Source organism: Paraburkholderia caledonica NBRC 102488, from assembly GCF_000685095.1.
GTDB lineage: Bacteria > Pseudomonadota > Gammaproteobacteria > Burkholderiales > Burkholderiaceae > Paraburkholderia > Paraburkholderia caledonica.
Genome location: NZ_BAYE01000009.1, coordinates 191,732 through 210,617 on the forward strand (window position 1 = coordinate 191,732; position 18,886 = coordinate 210,617).

At 63.2% G+C, this 18,886-nt stretch carries 17 protein-coding genes; 2 read left to right on the forward strand and 15 right to left on the reverse strand.

Annotated elements, in window-relative coordinates:
• Nucleotides 1–100 precede the first annotated feature (100 nt).
• The 3 genes from phaC to BCA01S_RS19885 all read right to left on the reverse strand — a co-directional run bounded on the left by phaC (nt 101) and on the right by BCA01S_RS19885 (nt 4,721).
• On the reverse strand, nt 101–1,981 hold the full coding sequence (gene phaC / locus BCA01S_RS19875; protein ID WP_027778408.1) for a class I poly(R)-hydroxyalkanoic acid synthase: 1,881 nt from the start codon (nt 1,979–1,981) through the stop codon (nt 101–103).
• Between the two features lie 605 nt (nt 1,982–2,586).
• Entirely contained in the window at nt 2,587–3,447 is an 861-nt protein-coding gene (pgeF, locus tag BCA01S_RS19880; RefSeq protein ID WP_027778409.1) for a peptidoglycan editing factor PgeF, read from the reverse strand.
• On the reverse strand, nt 3,444–4,721 hold the full coding sequence (locus tag BCA01S_RS19885; RefSeq protein WP_027778410.1) for an RluA family pseudouridine synthase: 1,278 nt from the start codon (nt 4,719–4,721) through the stop codon (nt 3,444–3,446). Before BCA01S_RS19885 ends, pgeF begins: the two co-directional genes overlap by 4 nt.
• An 86-nt stretch (nt 4,722–4,807) precedes the next feature.
• On the opposite strand from BCA01S_RS19885, the gene BCA01S_RS19890 reads away from it, so the two are divergent.
• Nucleotides 4,808–5,620 carry an outer membrane protein assembly factor BamD gene (locus BCA01S_RS19890; RefSeq protein WP_167455754.1) on the forward strand — a complete coding sequence of 271 codons (813 nt, stop codon included), beginning with the start codon at nt 4,808–4,810 and terminating at the stop codon, nt 5,618–5,620.
• 125 nt (nt 5,621–5,745) lie between these two features.
• Here the strand turns inward: BCA01S_RS19890 and rlmD are convergent, their stop codons facing one another.
• From rlmD to surE, 6 genes are all read right to left on the reverse strand, one after another.
• Nucleotides 5,746–7,179, reverse strand: coding sequence for a 23S rRNA (uracil(1939)-C(5))-methyltransferase RlmD (rlmD, locus tag BCA01S_RS19895; RefSeq protein WP_027778412.1), 1,434 nt, complete (start codon nt 7,177–7,179; stop codon nt 5,746–5,748).
• Nucleotides 7,180–7,277: 98 nt separating this feature from the next.
• Nucleotides 7,278–8,054, reverse strand: coding sequence for a 3'-5' exonuclease (locus BCA01S_RS19900; RefSeq protein WP_027778413.1), 777 nt, complete (start codon nt 8,052–8,054; stop codon nt 7,278–7,280).
• A 4-nt stretch (nt 8,055–8,058) separates the two neighbouring features.
• Nucleotides 8,059–9,138: an RNA polymerase sigma factor RpoS gene (rpoS, locus tag BCA01S_RS19905; protein WP_027778414.1), complete on the reverse strand. Its 1,080-nt coding sequence runs from the start codon at nt 9,136–9,138 to the stop codon at nt 8,059–8,061.
• Nucleotides 9,139–9,149: 11 nt separating this feature from the next.
• Nucleotides 9,150–10,097 carry a peptidoglycan DD-metalloendopeptidase family protein gene (locus tag BCA01S_RS19910; RefSeq protein ID WP_027778415.1) on the reverse strand — a complete coding sequence of 316 codons (948 nt, stop codon included), beginning with the start codon at nt 10,095–10,097 and terminating at the stop codon, nt 9,150–9,152.
• Nucleotides 10,098–10,102: 5 nt separating this feature from the next.
• Complete coding sequence (locus tag BCA01S_RS19915) at nt 10,103–11,227, reverse strand: protein-L-isoaspartate(D-aspartate) O-methyltransferase (RefSeq protein WP_027778416.1); 1,125 nt, start codon at nt 11,225–11,227, stop codon at nt 10,103–10,105.
• On the reverse strand, nt 11,224–11,982 hold the full coding sequence (surE, locus tag BCA01S_RS19920) for a 5'/3'-nucleotidase SurE (protein WP_027778417.1): 759 nt from the start codon (nt 11,980–11,982) through the stop codon (nt 11,224–11,226). The genes BCA01S_RS19915 and surE overlap by 4 nt, the downstream gene beginning before the upstream one ends.
• Nucleotides 11,983–12,191: 209 nt before the next feature.
• On the opposite strand from surE, the gene BCA01S_RS19925 reads away from it, so the two are divergent.
• Nucleotides 12,192–13,166: an NADPH:quinone oxidoreductase family protein gene (locus tag BCA01S_RS19925; RefSeq protein WP_027778418.1), complete on the forward strand. Its 975-nt coding sequence runs from the start codon at nt 12,192–12,194 to the stop codon at nt 13,164–13,166.
• Nucleotides 13,167–13,296: 130 nt separating this feature from the next.
• Here BCA01S_RS19925 and BCA01S_RS19930 read toward each other — a convergent pair whose 3' ends face one another.
• The 6 genes from BCA01S_RS19930 to BCA01S_RS19960 form a co-directional block, all read right to left on the reverse strand.
• Entirely contained in the window at nt 13,297–14,121 is an 825-nt protein-coding gene (locus tag BCA01S_RS19930) for an ABC transporter permease (RefSeq protein WP_020065852.1), read from the reverse strand.
• A 57-nt stretch (nt 14,122–14,178) separates the two neighbouring features.
• A complete protein-coding gene (locus tag BCA01S_RS19935) occupies nt 14,179–14,991 on the reverse strand; it encodes an ABC transporter ATP-binding protein (RefSeq protein WP_027778419.1) in 813 nt (270 codons plus the stop codon).
• Between the two features lie 86 nt (nt 14,992–15,077).
• Nucleotides 15,078–16,115 (reverse strand): ABC transporter substrate-binding protein, encoded by a 1,038-nt coding sequence (locus tag BCA01S_RS19940; protein WP_027778420.1) that lies wholly within the window; start codon nt 16,113–16,115, stop codon nt 15,078–15,080.
• 147 nt (nt 16,116–16,262) lie between these two features.
• The gene (locus BCA01S_RS19945; RefSeq protein ID WP_027778421.1) at nt 16,263–17,513 is read right to left on the reverse strand and encodes a CaiB/BaiF CoA transferase family protein; all 1,251 of its coding nucleotides are present in this window, start codon (nt 17,511–17,513) and stop codon (nt 16,263–16,265) included.
• Between the two features lie 68 nt (nt 17,514–17,581).
• Nucleotides 17,582–18,178: a recombination mediator RecR gene (gene recR / locus BCA01S_RS19950; protein WP_020065848.1), complete on the reverse strand. Its 597-nt coding sequence runs from the start codon at nt 18,176–18,178 to the stop codon at nt 17,582–17,584.
• 316 nt (nt 18,179–18,494) lie between these two features.
• Nucleotides 18,495–18,821, reverse strand: a complete 327-nt coding sequence (locus BCA01S_RS19960; protein WP_013588467.1) for a YbaB/EbfC family nucleoid-associated protein — start codon at nt 18,819–18,821, stop codon at nt 18,495–18,497.
• Nucleotides 18,822–18,886: the final 65 nt, after the last annotated feature.

An 18,886-nucleotide genomic window follows, 5' to 3' on the forward strand; every position in this document is an offset into this window, starting at 1 on the left:
TGATTACGCCGCAGCCCGTCACGTTAAAAATCTTGTTGCTCGTCAAAAACGCTCACTCGTCTCGTTGCCTGCGGCCGGTCGAACCGCACGCCATAGCGCCTCACTCGCGCTGCCGCACGTAGCGCCCCGGCGCCGGCTCGATTACCGGAAACTCCTGGGAGCCCGCCGTAGCGCGCGGCTTCACCTTCTTGCCGCCATACTGATCGAGCCACGTGGTCCACTCGGGCCACCAGCTGCCGGGCACTTCTTTCGCCACGCCGAGCCATTCGTCGGGCGTTTCCGGCAATTCCGCGGTTTCACCGTCGAGCGTCCAGTAACTGCGTTTCTTTTTCGCGGGCGGATTGATCACGCCGGCGATATGACCCGACGCGCCGAGTACGAACTTCAACGGTCCGGTGAGGAGCGGCACCGACGCATAAGCCGTTTGCCACGGCACGATATGGTCTTCGCGCGAACCGTAGATGAAGGTGGGCACGTCGACCTTCGAAAGGTCCACCGGCTCGCCGCAGGTAGTCAGCGCGCCTCGCTCGCGCAGACGGTTTTCGAGGTACGTATTGCGCAGATACCAGACATACATGGGGCCCGGCAGGCTTGTCGAGTCGCTGTTCCAGTACAGCAGGTCGAACGGCACCGGCGTGCGTCCCTTCAGATAATTGTCGACCACGTAGTTCCACACGAGGTCGTTCGGCCGCAGGAACGAAAACGCGTTGGCGAATTCGACCCCGCGCATCAGTCCCGGCGGCGTACCGTTCTTGCCGCCGATGGTCTGCTCGCGCATCTGCACATGCGCTTCGTCGACGAAGATATCGAGCACGCCCGTATCGGAGAAGTCGAGCATCGCGGTGAGCAGCGTCATCGACGCAGCCGGATGTTCGCCGCGCGCCGCGGCGACCGCGAGCGCCGTGGCGAGCAGCGTGCCGCCTACGCAGAAGCCAAGCGTGTTGATCTGCTCGCGCCCGCTGATCCGGCTCGCCGTTTGCAATGCCGTGAGAACGCCTTCACCAACGTAGTCGTCCCACGTTTTATGGGCGATCGACGCATCCGCGTTACGCCAGGAGATCAGGAACACCTGGTGTCCCGAATCCAGCACATGCGCGACCAGCGAGTTCTCCGGCTGCAGGTCGAGAATGTAGTACTTGTTGATGCAAGGCGGCACGATCAGCAACGGACGCTCGCGCACGGTCGCCGTGCGCGGCTTGTACTGGATCAACTGCATCAGCTCGTTTTCGAAAACGACCGAGCCTTCGGTGGTCGCGAGATTTTCGCCGACCACGAAGCGCGATTCGTCTGTTTGCGAAATCTTGCCGCGCTGCATGTCCGTAAGCAGATTCATCACGCCTTGACGCAAGCTCTCGCCATGGCTTTCGAGCAAGGTTTTTTGCGCCTCGGGATTCAACGCGAGGAAGTTGCTCGGCGATGCGGCGGCCGTCCATTGCTGAACCGCGAAACGGATGCGCTCGCGCACTTTCGGTTCCGCTTCCAGCGCATCGACCATTTCCTGCAGATAGCGCGCGTTCAGCAGATACCAGGCAGCGGTGAATGCGAAGGCCGGCGTGGAACTCCATGCGTCCGAACTGAAGCGGCGGTCCTTGAGTTCGGGCGCCTTCGGTGCTGCGCCGTTGCCGCTCGCCTGCTGGAGCAGGACCATTGCTTCGCGCGTGTAGTCGGCTTGCAGTTTCTGCAGACGCTCGGGCGGAATCGCCGCGGCTGGCATGTTCAACCCAGCCAGCGACGGCATGGCTGGCATCGCGCCCGCTGCCAGCTTGCTGAAGTCAGGCATGCCTGGGAAGCCGGGGAAAGACCCGAGTCCTGGAAACGTCGCTGGAAATGTCCCTGGAAACGACGGCATTTGCGGGAAGCTCCAGGGTACCGCGCCTTGCGCTGGAGGAACCTGCGGCATGGCGAACGGCGTGCCGGTGCCAGCGGGCGCCGCGCCGAGCGCGCGCCACGCATTTAACCAGGCGTCGAAAAATTGCTGCATGCCCGCGGCAGGTGTAGCTCCGCTCGTGTCGGCCTGCTGCGTTTGCTCCTTCGAGGAGTCGGTGCTGGGGGAAGCTGAGGAATGAGAAGCTGCCATACCTGCTTTTGACCGGTAAGTCCTTGCGGACGGTTGAGAGGCAGGTTCTTGCGCACGTGGGCGATCGCTCGCGCCCTCGTCACGCCCTGTCCCATGTACGAGGAGCTGTGAGAAACATTCTTGCTCCCCATCGCAAGGCATGTCAATGCTTGTTCCCGATTTTGCCGCAGTGCGATAGTTTTTTAATTATCGTTTTCCCTGTATCGCCTGTCGTGATTTTCGGCCATATGTCAAACGCATGGCGGATCTGCAAAAAAGCTCGCGTTCTACGGCGCTTTAATCACATTTATGAAGTGCAGCACAACGCTGAATCGCGGTTGGTTTATCGACTCGATCGGGTTCCGGCAGCGCAGCAAAAAGCGGAGTGCCCGCGCTTCAGGAAACGGGCAGACGCATGCTCGTAGATAGCGCGATGTGCGACGCGTGCGAACGATCGCCGTGTGCCGGGGCCGCGCGTTAGTCGTTACAGCGTTGCGTCGAAGATCACGCAACGCGTCAGTCGCTGAACGTCAGTCACCGAGTGTTTGTGCCTGATCGTCGAGCCAGATCAAGGCGGCCATCCGGCCGGTCTCCCGATCGCGACGATACGAATAGAGCCGCTCACGTTGCGTGACCGTGCACAGATCGCCGCCGACAATGCGCGTCACGCCAAGCCGCTGCAAGCGCAAGCGCGCCAGCGCAGGAAGGTCCGCAAGGTATTTGCCGGCGTTTCGCGGATGTTCGACGAAAGCGCTCGCCGTGGCCGCGCGCCCGCTTTCGTCCGTGCCGTTCATGAAGGCGTCACGCACGTCCGCACCCACTTCGAACGACTCCGGTCCAATGCACGGTCCGAGGTACGCGTGCAACTCGCCCGTTTGCACGCCGGCGAGTTCCGCGACGCGCTGGGCCGTTTGCTCCACGATGCCTGCCGCGAGTCCGCGCCATCCCGCATGCGCCGCGCCGACTGCGCGCCCCGCTTCGTCGCACAACAGCACCGGCATGCAGTCGGCGACCATCACGACGCACGCGATGCCCGCGCGATCGGTGACGCTCGCGTCAGCCTGCGCCGGCGCACCGCTCGCGCGCGCTTCGCCAAGCGCGTCTTCTGCACGCACGATGCGCGCTCCGTGAACCTGATCGAGCCACGCTGCCTCAGTCAAGCCGGTCAGTGCGAGGAGCCGCGCGCGATTGGCGGCGACGGCCGCCGGATCGTCACCGGACTTCATCCCGAGATTCAGGCCGCCGCGCTGGTCCGCGCCGTCGCGCCAGCGCCCGAAGGGCGGCTCGCTCACGCCGCCGTCGCGCGTGGTGACGAGCGCACGCACGCGCGGCGCCACGTTCCAGGCGGGTTGCACGACATCGGCAAAGCTCAGTTGCGGCAGGCTCGTCATGCGCGATCGTCCTCGTCTTGCTCTGAATGGTCCGCGGCTGCGTCGTCTTCATCGTGCTCATCGAGGTCGTCCATCTCCTCGCCAAGCGATGCTTCGTAGCCGTCTTCCTCATAGTACGTCTCGTCGAACTCGCCCGCATCGTCGCGGCCGAGACCGAGCGCCGCCGACAGCGCCGCGATGTCCTCGGGCACGTCGGCGCGCCATTGCATCGTGCGGCCGGTTTTCGGGTGAATCAGACCGAGGCGCCATGCATGCAGCGCCTGACGCGCGAACTCGCCCGGCAGCGGCGTAACCGAACGCTTGCCGCGGGCGCGCCCATAGACAGGATCGCCCAGCAGCGGGTGGCCGATGTGCGCGCAGTGCACGCGAATCTGATGCGTACGGCCGGTTTCCAGATCGCAATGGATCGCGGTGACCGGCTGACGCTGCCAGATCGCCGTATCGACGCGCCGGAAATGCGTGCGCGCCGGTTTGCCCGATGCGCCCGTGACCACCGCCATGCGGGTACGCTCGCGCGGATCGCGGCCGATCGGCGCGTCGATCGTTCCTTCTTCGGGCATGTTGCCCCACACGAGCGCAAGATAGCGGCGCTTCACCGTGCGCGCCTGCAACTGGCGCACGAGGTCGGTCTGCGCTTCGAGCGTGCGGGCAACCACCATCAGCCCTGACGTTTCCTTGTCCAGCCGATGCACGATGCCCGCACGCGGCAAGCCCGCCGCCGCGTCTCCGTAACGGTACAGCAGACCGTTCAGCACGGTGCCGCTCCAGTTCCCGGCCGCGGGGTGCACGACCATGCCGGCCGGCTTGTTGATGACCACGAGCGTGTCGTCTTCGTAGACGATTTCCAGCGGCACCGGTTCGGGCGTGAACGCGAGCTGTTCGGGCAGCAGATCCGGCACGAGTTCGATCGTCGCGCCGAGCGGAACCGGCTGGCGGATTTTCGCGGGCTTGCCGTCGATGCGCACGCGCTCCGCCTCGATCCAGCTTTGAAGCCGGTTACGCGAAAATTCGGGGAACACGCGCGCCAGCACCTTGTCGAGGCGCTCGCCCGCCAGTTCGTCGGGCACCACGACATTGCGCGGCGTTTCGTCGGTGACACGGTTCGCCACGGTGGGTACCGTGCTGGCCGCACGGGCCTCGCCGAGCGCGTCGGCGCCGAGATCGTCGTCGAGCGAATCGGCGCCCAACGCGTCGGAGGGGTCGGCGCTTACGTTATAATCTTCGTTGCTATTCCCGGCACCGGTTGCAGCGCCTGGAGTATTTGAGCGGGTCATTGAGTCTGGGTCACCTGGACGTAAAGCTAGACTGGAAAATGCGAGCCTTGAACACCATCACTAAAGCGGCGATCAATTTGAAGGCCATGAAGAACGCGGCCCGGAAAGTGGCCGGATACATTGCGTGTGCCGCAGCCGTCGCGGTTGTTGCGGCTTGCCACGGCCTGCCGGAGAAGACCGACGAAACGGCAACGTGGAACAACAACAAATTATATACGGAGGCGAACGACGCCTTGAGCGGCGGCGATTTCGGCAAGTGCGCGAAATACTTCGAAATGCTCGAAGGCCGCGACCCGTTCGGCCACTTCGCACAGCAGGCGCAGATCAACGTCGCGTATTGCAACTGGAAAGACAATGAACCCGCGGCCGCCGACCAGGCGATCGACCGCTTCATCCAGCTACACCCGGATCACCCGGACATCGCCTACGCGTACTACCTGAAGGGCATGATCCACTTCAACGACGACCTCGGTCTCTTCGGCCGCTTCTCCGGTCAGGACATGAGCGAGCGCGATCCGAAGTCGCTGCGTGAGTCGTACGACGCGTTCAAGGTCGTCGTCGACCGTTACCCGAACAGCAAATACGCGCCCGACGCTGCACAGCGCATGCGCTACATCGTGAACGCGCTCGCGTCTCACGAAGTCCACGCGGCAGACTACTACTACCGCCGCGGCGCCTATGTGGCTGCAATCAACCGCGCGCAACTCGCGTTGAAGGAATACAAGAACGCACCGGCTATCGAAGACGCACTGCACATCATGATGCTGTCGTACGAGAAGCTGAACCAGCCGCAACTGGCCGACGACACGAAGCGCGTCCTGGCCGGCACTTTCCCCGACAGCCCGTACATCACGGGCCACGCAAGGCCGGGTAAGGAAAAGTCGTGGTGGCAGTTCTAAGCCGCGCAGCACGCTGAAACATCGGCTGCAAGTGAAAAACGCCACGACCCAGGTCGTGGCGTTTTTCTTTGCGGGTTCGGTCCAAGCGTTCAGTCTATGCGTTCACTCGTTCACGCGTTCGCGCTTCAGCAATCGCGCTCGAACAACGCAATCGACTCCACATGCGACGTGTGGGGGAACATGTTGACGACGCCAGCACCCACCAGCCGGTAGCCAGCCTCATGCACGAGCAGACCCGAGTCGCGCGCCAGCGTCGACGGGTTGCAGGACACGTAGACGATCCGCTGCGGCAGCGGCCCGTCGCCGCTCTGAGCAATCTCCGCCAAAGCTTTCGCGACGGCGAGCGCGCCTTCGCGCGGCGGGTCGATCAGGAACTTGTCGAAGTGGCCGAGCGCGCGAATGTCGTCGGCGGTGACTTCGAAAAGATTGCGGCACGCGAACGACGTATGCGCCGCCACGCCGTTCAGCTCGGCGTTGGCGAGCGCCCGCGAGGTCAGCACTTCGCTGCCTTCGATACCCACTACTTCCCTCGCGACACGCGCGAGCGGCAGCGTGAAGTTGCCGATGCCGCAGAATAGATCGAGCACGCGGTCGGTGCGCGCCGGCGCCAGCAGGCGTAGCGCCCGGCTCACGAGCACGCGGTTGATCGCGTGATTGACCTGCGTGAAGTCGGTCGGCTTGAACGGCATCCGGATGTCGTATTCGGGCAGCGTGTAGTCGAGCTGCACGTCGAGCGGATAGAGAGGCGTGACGGTGTCGGGCCCGCCCGGCTGAATCCAGAACTGGACCTTGTGCTCGTCGGCGAACTCGCGCAGCACCTGCTCGTCAGCAGGAGTCAACGGCTCCAGGTTGCGCACGACGAGCGCCGTCACCGACGAGCCGACCGCCAGTTCGAGCTGCGGCATGCGATCGTAAATGGACAGCTTGCGCACCATGAAGCGCAGCGGCATCAGCATGGCTGATACATGCGGCGGCAGGACTTCGCAGGTTTTCATATCCGCGATGTAGCTGCTTTTCTTCTCGTGAAAGCCGATGCGCATGCCGCCCTTTTCCGGCAGGAAACGCACCGCGAGACGCGCGCGGTAGCGGTAGCCCCAAGCCGGTCCGTGAATCGGGCGGAACACCGTTTCAGGGCGCAGCTTCGCCAGATGCTGAAGGTTGTCTTCGAGCACGCGCTGCTTGACCGCGACTTGCGCACGAATATCCAGATGCTGCATCGAACAGCCGCCGCAAATGTCGAAGTACACACACTTGGGCTTGGTGCGCATCACGCTTTCGCGGAATACCTGGACGACTTCGGCTTGCTCGAATTTCGGCTTGCTGCGATGTGTCGAGTAGCTCACGCGCTCACCGGGCAGCGCGCCTTCGACGAAGACCACCTTGCCGGGCGTGCCGTCCTCGCTCTCCATGCGGCCGACGCCGCGGGCTTCCATATCGAGCGAAACGATTTCAATGACCGGTTCATTGCCGGTAATGACGAGCGCTGGCGCCGGAGCAGGCGTCTTATGATATTTCGACGGGCGCTTCGGCGACCGACGGTGGGGGGCAGTTCGGGACACCTGCTACTTCCTGGCAAACTTTGGGGAAAGGCGAGATTGTAGACGAAGCGCCGGGCGACGCCTTCACCCCGCGCGCATCGCCAGCACCGCCTGCAGCGCTACTGATCGAACGCTGCAAGATACTCCGCCCATTGTGGCGCCGTTTCGAGCGCCAGTGCGTTCTTGACCAGATTGATCTCGTCGGCGTATTCCGCGGCGGAAAATGCGCCGCGAATGAGCTGAAAGCGGCAATAGAGCAGATACGTATTTACGACGTCGGTCTCGCAGTAATTGCGGATTTCCTCAATCCGCCCTTCCTGATACGCATGCCACACCTGGCTGCCGTCCATGCCCATCTTGCCGGGAAAGCCGCACATCTTCGCCAGCGCGTCGAGCGGCGCGTTGGCGCGCGCCTGGTACATCGCGAGCACGTCCATCAGATCGGTGTGGCGCGCATGATAACGGCTGATGTAGTTGTTCCACTTGAACTCGCGGTCGTCCTCGCCGAGATCCCAGAACCGGTAGGCGGGTATCCCGTTGACGAGCGCGCGATAGTTCAACACCGGCAAATCGAAGCCGCCGCCGTTCCACGACACGAGCTGCGGCGTGTACTTCTCGATCACGCGATAAAACGACTGCACGAGCGCCGCTTCGCCGTCTTCCAGCGTGCCGAGCGAGCGCACGCGAAAACCGTTGTTGTCGCGGAACACGCAGGAAATCGCGGCGATCCGTTGCAGATGATGCGGCAGAAAATCGCTGCCCGTCTTGTCGCGGCGGGCGGCAAACGCATGCTCGGCGACTTCGGCGTCGCTCATTGTGGCGGGCAAATCTTCGAGGCGGCGGATGCCGGCGACATCGGGAATCGTCTCGATGTCGAAAACAAGAATCGGTGTCATCAGGTTAGAGAACGGCGTCTTTCCGAACGCCGTTGGAGGCGAAAAAGCGCTTTAAGCGCACGAGCGCTTCTTGTTGGATCTGGCGCACACGCTCGCGCGTGAGGCCCATTTCATCGGCGAGTTCTTCGAGCGTGGCGGGCTCGATGTGGTTCAGCCCGAACCGGCGCTCGATCACATGACGGTGCTTGTCCGACAAGCGTGCAAGCCACGCGCGCGTGAGCGTTTCCAGTTCGCGATGCTGGACTTCTGCGTCCGGCGACTGGCTCTGGTCGTCGGACAACAGATCGAGCAGACTGCTGGCGGGATCGAGATCAAGCGGCGCGTCGAGCGACGCCGTGTGCTCGTTCAGCGCGAGAATGTCAGTGACTTCGTCAGTGGTCTTACCAGTCAGATACGCAATGTCGTCGATGCTGGCGTCGCGCCGCTCGGCTGCTTCGCCCGAATTCATCGAATTTTTTTCCAGATGGCGCTTTGCACGCAACACCTGATTGAGCTCGCGAATCACGTGCACCGGCAAGCGCACGGTGCGAGCCTGGTTCATGATCGCACGCTCGATGCTCTGTCGTATCCACCAGGTCGCGTAAGTCGAAAACCGGAAGCCGCGCGTGGGATCGAATTTTTCGATGGCATGCATCAGGCCGAGGTTGCCCTCTTCGATCAGATCGAGCAGCGGCACGCCGCGGTTCAGATAACCCTTAGCGATGCTGACGACAAGCCGCAGATTGCGCTCGATCATTACCTGCCGTGCTTCGAACTCGCCCGCCTTCGCAAGACGGGAGTACTTCTGCTCCTCTTCGACAGTGAGGAGCGGCTTTACGCTGATGCGGTTCAGATAATGCTGGATCGTGTCGGCCGTCAGCTCGGCCTGCAGCAACGCGCGGAAGTCGTCGGCGTCGGGCACGACCTCGGCCACGCCTTCCCGCGCGTCGCCGCCTTCTTCCGCGCTTTGACGCTCGTCGAGTTCGCGTTCTTCAACAGTCTCTTCTTCCGCTTCGGAAGCGCCGCTTTCGTCCACCGAAGCGGACGTGGCATCGCTGATCGTTTCAGATTCGGCTTGCGGCAGGCGGCGCTTCGATTTCGGCATGGTCGTATCGCTTATTGCGGCGGCAAATACTTCAGTGGGTCGACAGGTTTACCCTGTCGGCGAACTTCGAAATGCAACATGACGCGGTCTGAATCGCTGTTACCCATCTCGGCGATTTTCTGCCCTTTCGTTACCGCGTCCCCCTCTTTTACCATCAAAGAGCGGTTGTGTGCATATGCGGTGAGATAAGTTGCATCATGCTTGATGATAATGAGATTGCCGTAACCACGCAGCCCATTTCCGGCATAAACCACGCGGCCGTCGGCGGAGGCCTTTACTGCGTCGCCCGCCGCGCCGCCAATGTTGACACCTTTGTTTGTCGAATCGTTAAACGTACCGAGCAACGGACCACGCACCGGCCACGCGAAGTTCACGTTGCCGGATGCGCCGGCGCTCGAATCGCTCGCCGCACCCGCCGCACCGGTACTGGACGGCGGCGTGAGCGCAGCGTTGTTCGCAGTCGTACCGTAGATGGGCGGCGCGGCGACGCCGGCCGCAGCACCCGCGGACGGCGACGTGCCGTTCAGCGGCGCGCCCTGCACTGCGCCGGTGCTGCCGATGGGCGCGGTCGTCACGCCCGGCGTCAACGCGGCGGTATTGGCGTCCGGCGGTACGACGCGCAGCAGCTGATCCACCTCAATCTGATTCGGGTTCGTGAGATTGTTCCACGCGGAAATGTCACGGTAGTTCTGGCCGTTCTCGAGTGCGATCCGATACAGCGTGTCGCCGGGCTTCACGCGGTAGTAGCCCGGCGGCGGCGGCCCGAGCGGCACCGGCGGCTGCTGCGCAGCCTGCGTGCTGAGCACATTGCCGCCGGAGCGGTCGACGACCGGCGCCTGATCGAGCCGGGATGCACAGGCTGTCATCAACAGGGACAAGGCGAGCACGCACACGCTGCGCTGGGTGATGGACATAGGGATATTCAGACTGGTTCTTTGCATCGCGCGCAACATACTCATCGGTGTCAAATCACTCCGGATTTTAAGGGTACAAAGAAAACGCGATCAAGCCGCGACTCCCGCCACTGCGCCGGTCCGAGACGCTCGACGAGCGTCAGTACCTGGCTCTGACCTTCCTGCGAGCCGACCGGCGCGATCAGACGGCCGCCGATCGCGAGTTGTTCAAGTAATGCTTGCGGTACGTCGAGGCCCGCGGCGGCGATCAGAATGGCGTCGAAAGGCGCCGCTGACGGCAGCCCCAAACGCCCGTCGCCATAGTGCAGCCGGATATTCGGAATTCGCAGCGGACGCAAGTTTGTCTTCGCGCGCTCGGACAACGGCTTGATCCGTTCGATCGAATACACCTCGCGCGCGACCTGGCTCAGCACCGCCGCCTGATAACCGCAACCCGTGCCGATTTCGAGCACGTTCGTCAGCGTGCGGCCCGCCGCCGCGAGTTCGATCATTCGCGCGACCACCGACGGCTTCGAGATAGTCTGGTGATGCCCGATCGGCAGCGCCGCATCTTCGTAGGCCTGAACCGCGAGACCCGGATCGACGAACATGTGGCGCGGCACGACCGACATCGCATTCAACACGCGCTGATCGGTAACGCCGTTTGCACGCAGGCGTTCGACCATGCGTTCGCGAACCCGTTCCGAGGTCAACGCCATGGCGCCGTTCAAAGCGACGTTCGGCGCTGCGCTGCGCTCTGCCGGCCGGCTTGCGGGTTTTGCCGACGACGCCAATTGCGCACCAGGTTTGGCTGGCGCTCGCGCGGGCGCCGGTGCCTGCGCAGCGGTCCTGCCCGCTGACGACGGCCGCACACTCGCACTTTGCACGACAGGCCTCGCCGGCGATTTCGCTGCAGGCGCGGCAAGCGGCTTTGGCGGCGTCATGACTTGTGGCCTCGCCTGCGCACCGACCGGCGATTTTGCCGGGACCGGCGCCTGCGCTCGACTTTGCTTCGACGGCGCTTTGCCCACCACACCGGGCTGCAGATTTCTCGCGGGCTGCTGCCGCGCATTGAGCGCAGCACTCGCGGCAAGTGCTGCGGCGCGCACCTCGCCCGGACGGCCCTCCGGCCGGCGCGGCTCGCGCACCAGATCCTCGAGACCGAGCGGGAAGCGCTTCGCGCGCTCGCTCGTCATGAAGCGCCGCTACCCGCACGCGCCCAGTCGCGCGCCGCCGGCAACATCTGCGTGTGGGTCAGATCCAGTTGCAGCGGCGTGATCGACACATGGCCGTTGGCGACTGCGTGGAAATCGGTCCCTTCGCTAGCATCGCGGGCGCTGCCCGACGGTCCGATCCAGTAGATCGGCTCGCCGCGCGGATTAGTCTGGCGGATCACCGGCTGGGACGGGTGCCGCTTGCCAAGACGCGTGATATGCCAGGTGCGCAATTGCTCGTACGGCAGGTTCGGAATATTGACGTTCAGGAGCGGATGCCCCGGCAGCGGATGTGCAAGATAGTGCGCGACGATCTCTGCGGCGACGCGCACCGCGTCTTCGAGATGCATCCAGTCCTTGTCGACCAGAGAAAATGCGATGGCCGGCACACCGAACATGATGCCTTCCGTAGCCGCCGCGACGGTGCCCGAATAGAGCGTGTCCTCGCCCATGTTCTGACCGTTGTTGATCCCCGACACGACGAGATCGGGCGTGTGGTCGAACATGCCCGTCAGCGCGATGTGCACGGAGTCGGTAGGCGTGCCGTTCACGTAGTAGAAACCATTGGCCGAGCGCAGGACCGAAAGCGGCCGCGACAACGTCAGAGAATTGGACGCGCCGCTGCAGTTCTGTTCGGGTGCCATCACGGTCACGTCCGCGAGCGGCTTCAGCGCTTCGTAAAGCGCGGCAAGGCCGGGCGCCAGATAACCGTCGTCGTTGCTGAGTAGAATTCGCATGCGGCGATTGTAACCGAGGAAAGAAGGCGCGCGAACGACACGACCGGGGTGTTGCGCGCACCACGCAAAGCGCAGGCGCCGGGCTCGCGATAAGGCGCACGAGGCTTGCAGCAACACGACCTGCGCGCTCAGCCAAAGGAGATAAACGTACGGTCGTACGGATGCTTTACACTCGAAGCGACTGTGAACCTCGACCGAATGGAGACACGATGCGCGCGATTCGCTGCAATCAATATGGGCCGCCCGAAAGCCTCACCGTAGAGAACCTGCCGGAGCTTCTGCCCGAGGCGGGGCAGGTCGTGATCGACGTGAAGGCCGCCTCCGTCAACTTTCCCGATGTGCTGATCATCGAGAACAAGTATCAGTTCAAACCGCCACTGCCCTTTACACCCGGCTCCGAGGTCGCGGGAATCGTGCGCGCGATCGGCGCGGGCGTCACGCAGTTCGCGCCGGGCTCGCGCGTGGTCGCGTTCACCGGTTCGGGCGGTTTCGCGGAGCAGGCTGTCGCGAGCGCGTCGGCATGCGTTCCGCTCGCGGACGGCGTCGGTTTCGAACTGGCTGCGGCGTTCACGCTGGCGTATGGCACCTCGCACCATGCGGTCGTGGATCGCGCCGCGTTGCAATCTGGCGAGACGATGCTCGTGCTCGGCGCGGCAGGCGGTGTCGGCCTCGCGGCTGTCGAAATCGGCAAGGCGCTCGGCGCTCGCGTCATCGCGGCCGCTTCGAGCGACGAAAAGCTGTCCATATGCAAAAAGCATGGCGCGGACGCGACGATCAACTACAGCACCGAGGACTTGCGTGAGCGCATCAAAGCACTCACCGACGGACGCGGTCCGGACGTAATCTACGACCCGGTCGGCGGCGTGTATACGGAGCCGGCGTTTCGCAGCATCGGTTGGCGCGGGCGTTATCTGGTGGTGGGTTTTGCGAACGGCGAGATCCCGAAGCTGCCGCTCAATCTGACGCTGCTCAAAGGCGCAAGCGTGGTCGGCGTGTTCTGGGGAGATTTCGCGAAGCGCGAGCCCGAGCGCAATCATGCCGCTTTTGAACAGATGGTCGGCTGGATAGGCGAAGGCAAGCTCAAACCTTACGTGTCGGCGCGCTACCCGCTCGAAGAAACAGGGCGCGCGCTGCGCGATATGGCCGAGCGCCGGGTAATCGGCAAGGTGGTGATTACCCCATGACTGCAAGCGCCCCGCGGCTACGGTAGGGTTGCAGCCGCACAGCAGACTCCTTGGGCGTTCGGCAAAATTAAAACAGCGTGTGGCTCTTCAGCTCACACGCTGTTTTTCTTTTCTGCGGCGTTTGCGATTCCTAGAGCTTTTCGGTGTCGCCGGTTTTCGGCTGCCACTTCATCAGATGCCTTTCGCCGACACCGACGATCGCGTCGAGCACCAGCGCGAACGCGGTCAGCACCAGAATGCCGGCGAACACCGTGTTGATGTCGAAGGTGCCTTCGGCTTGCAGAATCAGGTAGCCAACGCCGCGCGCCGAGCCGAGATACTCGCCCACCACCGAACCGACGAACGCCAGGCCCACCGACGTATGCAAGCTCGAAAACACCCAGCTCATCGCGCTCGGCAAATAGACGAAACGCAGCAGTTGCTTGCCGTTCGCACCGAGCATGCGCGCGTTGGCGAGCACGACCGGGCTCACTTCCTTCACGCCCTGATACACGTTGAAGAACACGATAAAGAACACCAACGTGACGCCCAACGCGACCTTCGACCAGATGCCGAGACCGAACCACACGCCGAAGATCGGCGCGAGAATCACCCGCGGCATCGAGTTCGCGGCCTTGATATACGGATCGAATAGCGCGCTCGCGAGCGGCGAGAGCGCAAGCCATAAACCGACGCCAAGACCGAGCGCCGTGCCGAACGCAAACGCTAGCACGGTCTCGAGCAGCGTGATCCACAGGTGCAGATAAATCTCGCCGGTCGTGAACCACTCCCAGATCCGCAGCAGCACCTTTTGCGGTTCGCCGAAGAAGAACGCTGCCTTGTTCGGGTCGTCGAAATAAAACGCCGGCAAGAGCGTCGGGCTCGTCAGCACGTACCAGAGCACGAAGCACAGCACGAGCAGCAGCCATTGCCAGATCACCAGATTCGCCCGGTTAGGGCGCAACGTCTTCCACATGACTCGGTTTGCCTTAGACGATTGATAGACGTAAAACGTGACGCGCGCCAACAGTCATTAGACGGCGCTCAGTTGCTGCTGATAGCCCTTGAGCACCTCGTCGCGCAGCACGCTCCAGATTTGCGCGTGCAATTCGACGAAGCGCGGATGCGAGCGGATTTCCGCGACGTCGCGCGGACGCGGCAAGTCGATCGTGAATTCGCCGATGGGATGCGTGCCCGGCCCCGCCGACAGAACGACCACGCGGTCGGACATCGCGATCGCCTCGTCGAGATCGTGCGTGATGAAGAGCACTGCCTTGCGTTTGGCCGCCCACAGCTCGAGCAACTCGTTTTCCATGAGCTGACGCGTCTGGATATCGAGCGCCGAAAACGGTTCGTCCATCAGGATGATGTCCGGATCGAGAATCAGCGTCTGAGCCATCGCCACGCGCTTGCGCATGCCGCCCGACAACTGGTGCGGATAACGGTCGCCAAAGCCGCCGAGGCCCACGCGCTTGAGCCATTCGTCCGCCTTGTTGCGCGCCTCGGCTTGCGGAACACCGTGAAATGCGAGGCCCGCGAGCACGTTGTCGATAGCCGAGCGCCACGGCATCAATGCATCGGCCTGGAACATGTAACCCGCGCGCCGGTTGATGCCCTTCAACGGCTCGCCGAATACGCTGACCGTGCCCGACGACGGCCCAAGCAAACCGGCGCCGACGTTGAGCAACGTGGATTTACCGCAGCCGGTCGGGCCCACCACCGAGACGAACTCGCCCGGCGCGATTCTCAACGTGGTGTCCTTGACCGCCGTGTAGCGCTGCGCGCGGTTGTCGCGCGCAGCGAACGTGCAAGTGATGTTTTCGAGCGCCAGGGCTGCAACGGTCATCGTTCGACTCTGTTCGTGGATCGGTTCGGAATGGGACGCCACGCGCCGAGCGTGGCGTGACGTGACGTAGTGCCAGGAGGACGACGTTAGGCCTTCACCGTGGTCAGCGCTTTCTTGACGAAGTCGTTCGTCCACGTCTTCGATACGTCGATCGGCTTGCCCTGCACCGCCGGATCGAACGCCTGCAAGGTCTTGAGCGACGTCGCCGGGCCATCGGCGGGCATCAGGCCATCGGGCGACATCGCTTCCTTCACGTGCTGCCATGCGTCCAGATAGACCGCGCGATCTCCGAGCAGATATCCTTCGGGCACCGTATTGATGAGTTCGGTTCCGGTCGCGGTCTGCAGCCACTTGAGCGCGCGCACCATCGCGTTGGTCAGCGCCTGCGTAGTGTTCGGATTCTTCGTGATGAAACTTTGCGATGCGTACAGGCACCCTGCCGGCATGTCGCCACCGAACACGCTGCGCGTGTCGGCAAGCGTGCGCGTATCCGAAACGATGCGAATTTCGCCGGTACGTTCGAGTTTGGTCATGACGGGGTCGAGATTGGCGAGCGCGTCGATCTGCCCGGACTGCAGCGCCGCGATTGCGCCGGCGCCCGCGCCGACGCCGATGAACGCAACGTCTTTCGCGGTCAGCCCGCCCTTGGCCAGCACGAAGCTCGCCATGATCGAAGTCGACGATCCCGGCGCCGTCACGCCGATTTTCTTGCCCTTCAGATCGGCGATCGACTTGTAGTTCGGCATGGTCTTCTTCGATACCGCGAGCACGATCTGCGGCGCGCGTCCCTGCAATACGAACTCGCGAAACGACTGCTTCTGCGCCTGCAGCAGCAACGTGTGTTCGAACGCGCCGGAGACGACATCCGCGCTGCCGCCCACCGCCGCCTTCAACGCTTGCGAGCCGCCGGCGAAATCGGAAATCTCGACGTCGAGTCCTTCGTCCTTGAAGTAATTGCGGCGCTCGGCGATCGTGAGCGGCAAATAGTAGAAGAGGTTTTTTCCGCCGACAGCAATGGCCACTTTCGTGGTTTCCAGTTTGCTCTGTGCGAAAGCGAGCGGCGTGGCCGTCAGCGTGGCGCCAGCAAGCGCGGCGGTACCGGCGAGGAAGCTTCTGCGATGCATGTTCGTTGTCTCCAAGGCTCTTGCAAAATCTGGTCTTGCGATTTTAATTGTTCGGCCGCAGCGGGCGTGGCTCACACGGGGTTGCTTAGATGCGTTGCTCCCGTGCCTGGCCCGTCTACTAGCCCGTATGCGCGGCTCGCAGGCTGCTCACACGATTCGTTGCGCGTGCAACCTTGCGATGTGGTCTGCATCATAACCTAGCGATTGCAGGACTTCATCGGTATGTTCACCCAGTTCGGGGCCGAGCCAGCGCGTCTCGCCGGGCGTCTTCGAGAGCTTCGGCGTGACTGCCGGCAGCGTGATCTCGCGGCCGTCCTGCCACTTGAAGCGCTGGATCATCTGGCGCGCCATGTACTGCGGATCGGTGAACATGTCGGCCACGCTATAGATGCGGCCCACCGGCACGTCTGCTGCGTTGAGCACGGCGAGCGCTTCGTCGATCGTGCGTGTGGCGAGCCACGCGGCAATTGCAGCGTCGATTTCCTGCGTGCGCGGCACGCGGCCGTCGTTATGCGCGAGAGCTGGATCGTTCGCGAGATCTTCGCGTTCGATCGCGATCATCAGGCGCCTGAAGATTGGATCGCTATTGCCGCCGATCACGATGCTGCCGTCGCGGCAAGGATAAGTATTGGACGGCACAATGCCCGGCAGCGACGCGCCGGTGCGCTCGCGCACCATGCCGTAGACGCCGTATTCGGGCACGACGCTTTCCATCATGTTGAAGACAGCCTCGTACAGCGCGACGTCGACGACCTGCCCCTTGCCGCCGTTCACCTGCTTGTGATGCAGCGCCATCAGCGCGCCGATCACACCGTGCAGCGCCGCGATCGAATCGCCGATCGATATGCCGATGCGCGGCGGCGGCAAATCGGGGTAGCCGGTGATGTGCCGCAAGCCGCCCATCGACTCCGCGATCGCGCCGAAGCCAGGCCGGTCGCGATACGGTCCGCTCTGGCCGTAGCCGGACAAGCGCACCATCACGAGCCCGGGGTTTTCCGCCGACAGCACGTCATAACCGAGCCCAAGTTTCTCCAGCAGGCCAGGCCGGAAATTTTCGACGACGATATCCGCTTCGCGCGCGAGACGTCGCACGATCTCCTTGCCCTCCTCGGCCTTCAGATTGATCGTGACGGATTTCTTGTTGCGCGCCTGCACGGCCCACCACAACGACGTGCCGCCGACTTCCGGATACAGCTTGCGCCATTTGCGCAGCGGATCGCCGCCCTTGGGGTCTTCGATCTTGATCACGTCCGCGCCGAACTCGCCGAGAAAGCGGGCGGCAAACGGCCCCGCGATCAGCGTGCCGAGTTCCAGCACCTTGACGCCCGCAAGTGGGCCGCGTTGGCTTGGGGGCGCCTCTTTCGCCTCGTTGGCGCCTGATTCGGGAGTTGCGCTCATAGTCTCCTTCGTTCTGTTCTGTATTTGTGGCGGCGGCGCCGCTCGCGAGCGATAGCGGCGCGGTGTCGCTACATCGAGCGGCGATCGAGCATCGCGCGGGCAATCGTGCCGGCGTCGACGTATTCGAGTTCGCCGCCTACCGGCACGCCGCGCGCGAGGCGCGTGACGGACAGGCCGCGCGCCTTGAGCGTCTGCCCGAGGTAATGCGCGGTCGCCTCGCCTTCGTTAGTGAAATTGGTTGCCAGCACGACTTCTTTCACAACGCCGTCCGACGCTCGCCTGACCAGTCGGTCGAAATGTATCTCCTTCGGGCCAATACCGTCGAGCGGACTCAGACGGCCCATCAGCACGAAGTACAGACCGCGGTACGTCATGGTCTGTTCGAGCATGATCTGGTCGGCAGGTGTTTCGACGACGCACAGCAGCGTCGGATCGCGCTCCGGGTCCAGGCACACTTCGCAGATTTGCGCTTCGGTGAAGGTGTTGCACTTCTCACAGTGCTGCAGATGCTCGGTCGCGAACAGCAACGCGCGGCCCAGCTTTTCCGCGCCGTCGCGGTCGTGCTGCATCAGGTGGTACGCCATGCGTTGCGCGGACTTTGGCCCGACTCCGGGCAGCGCGCGCAGCGCTTCGACGAGCGCCGACAAGGCGGAAGGTTGTTTCATGCGAATCGGCGTCGAAGTGGGTTTGCCAGGGCAGATGGGTTTGTAATGCGGTTCGGCGTGTAGCGGTTCTTCAGATGCTGTCGAGCTTTGCGCCCGCCTGTGGATCGATCGCGCAAGCGGGGCTGAGTCTCATAGCCCGCGCTGGTCCAGGCGGCCTGCACAGTGCGTACCGCGCTGCGCCTGCGCGGCGCGGTAAGGCCGGCTCGATCGGATGCGACGCCGGTGATTGCGACGCGCAGCCGTCAAATGTGACGCCCGACGCTCACACGCTGCGTTAGCTCACCGTTCTTGCCCGCTCCGTCTTGCAGCGTCGCTTTTAGAACGGCAGCTTGAAGCCCGGCGGCAGCGGCAGGCCCGAGGTCATGCCACCCATTTTTTCCTGAGCGGTGGCTTCGGCCTTGCGCACGGCGTCGTTGAACGCAGCGGCGACGAGGTCTTCCAGCATGTCCTTGTCGTCGGCGAGCAGGCTCGGGTCGATCGACACGCGGCGCACGTCGTTCTTGCAGGTCATCGTGATCTTCACGAGACCGGCGCCCGACTGCCCCTCGACTTCGATCTGAGCGAGCTGCTCCTGCATCTTCTTCATGTTTTCCTGCATCTGCTGGGCTTGTTTCATCAGCCCTGCGAGTTGACCTTTCATCATGGAAATGCTCCTTCTTGATAGCGTGAAATTCGAAAATCGCGCGCGCCCCAGTGTGTTTCCGGCGT